We start from the raw sequence: 2,224 nt of genomic DNA, 5'->3' as shown, positions 1-2,224 counted from the left end.
CCCGCCCGCCGAGGCTGAGGCAAACTACTACTGGCATCTCGCCGAGCAGGTCGCTGTCGCGGCCTGACTTAAACCAACTGGCCTCCATGAAACCCAGGGCGGTTCACATGGGCCTTGAGGGCGTGGATTCGATGATTCGGCTGCAATCCAATTAGCTCCAAACCAGCAGTGGGCATCAGCCATGTGCCGAAAACCAGATGCCAATCGCATTCGCGGAATTGAACGCGTCCGCAACATGTCAGGGTTTACCCAATTCCTTAAGGATGTTGGACAAGTGCAGGGATCGCTTTTCAACGAAGGTTCTGAACGATGCAAAATCAAGCGGTGCGTTTGCGGGGATCAGTAGTCCGTCAAGGCTGAGTCCCTCCTGTTCCTTGAGCCAATCAGCAAAGGGGCGGTCTTGCTTCGATTTGTTTCTGGACTCCTCCAAGAGATGGAGGTTGACGATGCTGTTCCAGTTTTCGCGGTTCTGGAAAAACTTCAGCGCCTCTGGTTTTCCTTTCAAGAATTCGTACTGAGACAGTCTGTCCTGGTTGAAAGATGCCGCTGGATGAATATGGTCCTTCTGCAATGCCCGCGTGTAGTCGAGGTCCGGCATAAGTAATGCCAAGATCGAGAAACATGACGCATCATCTTTCTGTGTTTTTAGCAATCGGTTGATGAAGTCATCATCGAAAAGCAGATCCTTGCCATGCCCCCGATAGTCCTCAATGATCTTCGTCAACGGGAACGCAGCTTCCGACATATTGGCTTTGATGATTTTGCGCAAGTTCGTCAGCAGCGCATCCCCTTGGCCACCAAAAACGCCTTTGAGCAGTGACATGTGCAACCACTGCCGGATGAGCTTTCGATCCTGAATATGAAATGCTTGCTTGTTGATGCTTGAGAACACCCCCTTCTTGCCAGAGGAGGCATCGCGCCCTTTGTGATACAGGTAGTAGGCAATAGGAATGGCTGCGTTCTTTGCACGAAGAGATGCATCGTTGAGACCAAACGACCGGATCAGTCGAAACGTCTCCAAAATGCAGGCACTGATTTCATCCCATTCACTCTCAATTATTGCCACTTGCGCACCGGCGAAATTTTCGACCTTGAAGCGGATATCTGCGTCTGTTAAAGCCAGCGCCGCCTTCAATATCCAGTCACGATCAATCGAGAACTCCATGTCAGAGCCGAACCTGACCTTGTCTACCAGATCGTCGATCTGCTGACGCGCATCCTTCTTCCAGTTCGCGATGGCAATTGACATCAGCAAATCGGAGAAAGACAGGGGCGTGCCGCCGTGGTTGGTACGAATGAAGATATCGAGTACGTGGTCGATTTTCTGGCTAGTCTCGTTGTAGTAATGGATCAGTGCGTCGCGCCGAACGGCGAAATAGAGCCGCGTGAGCGTTTTTCTGGCATAAGCGTTTGACGACATGCCAACCTTTTCCAGGTGGGCCATGACTACGTCCAGTACCTGATCTGCCGTCTCCGCCTCTTCGAGGTCCAGTACATCACCGACAAGAAACCAGCATTTGCCATCGGTGGCTTCGTCTCGTTCTTGCTTTGTCAAGAAGGAGAACTCATAGGACATCATCTCTTCATTGCGCTCTTCGTCCAAGGGCGCAGCGATATTCAGATAAAGGCGCCTCGGGGGTAAGATGGAATCATCCTGAGTCTTTGGCCACCACTTGCGCGGCAACCTGTACGCATAGGTGCCTTTCAGGCCAATGTACAGGGAGGTCAGCCGCTGCTGGCCATCAATGACGGCCTGGAAATTTCCGTGTCCCTTGGTATCGAAATCAGGATTGTTCTCACCGAAACGTTCACAGTATTTTTCTAGGAACTGGTAGAAACGGAAGTTAGTCTTGACCTCCGCTTCGGTCACCTCCCAGAACATGAATGTGTTGATGGGATAACCGCGCATGATCGAATCGAACAGCACTTCGATCTGCGATGTGCTCCATGTGAACTTTCGCTGTATCGCAGGCAGGAGATACCGGCGCGAGACGATATTTTGAATGGCCTTGCCGATTGAAATGGCCTTTTCGTATTCTCCTGGCATTCAAGATTCCTTGTCTTAGAGCGTGTTATGAACTTCCCCCCGAAGCCAGCACCGCTGCGGCCTTGGGGAGCATGAGGATGGCGAAGACCACGAAATGCAAACTGGCCAGCACCTGAGGCAAGCGCTCGAAATCGCGGCTGAGCCGACGAAACCGCGACAGCCAGCCGAAACTGCGCT

The 2,224-nt window shown here is 52.1% G+C and carries 1 protein-coding gene and 1 pseudogene; both read right to left on the bottom strand.

What is annotated here, in order from left to right; all coding sequences use genetic code 11:
• Positions 1-238: 238 nt before the first annotated feature.
• Complete coding sequence (locus C7444_RS19875; RefSeq protein ID WP_110402589.1) at positions 239-2,047, bottom strand: DUF262 domain-containing protein; 1,809 nt, start codon at positions 2,045-2,047, stop codon at positions 239-241.
• Positions 2,048-2,072: 25 nt separating this feature from the next.
• Positions 2,073-2,224, bottom strand: a pseudogene (locus C7444_RS19870) (IS5/IS1182 family transposase); the annotation flags it as partial.

The sequence above is a fragment of the Sphaerotilus hippei genome (genome assembly GCF_003201595.1).
In the GTDB taxonomy this organism is placed as follows: domain Bacteria; phylum Pseudomonadota; class Gammaproteobacteria; order Burkholderiales; family Burkholderiaceae_C; genus Sphaerotilus; species Sphaerotilus hippei.
This window is presented reverse-complemented; position numbering and strand designations above follow the sequence as displayed.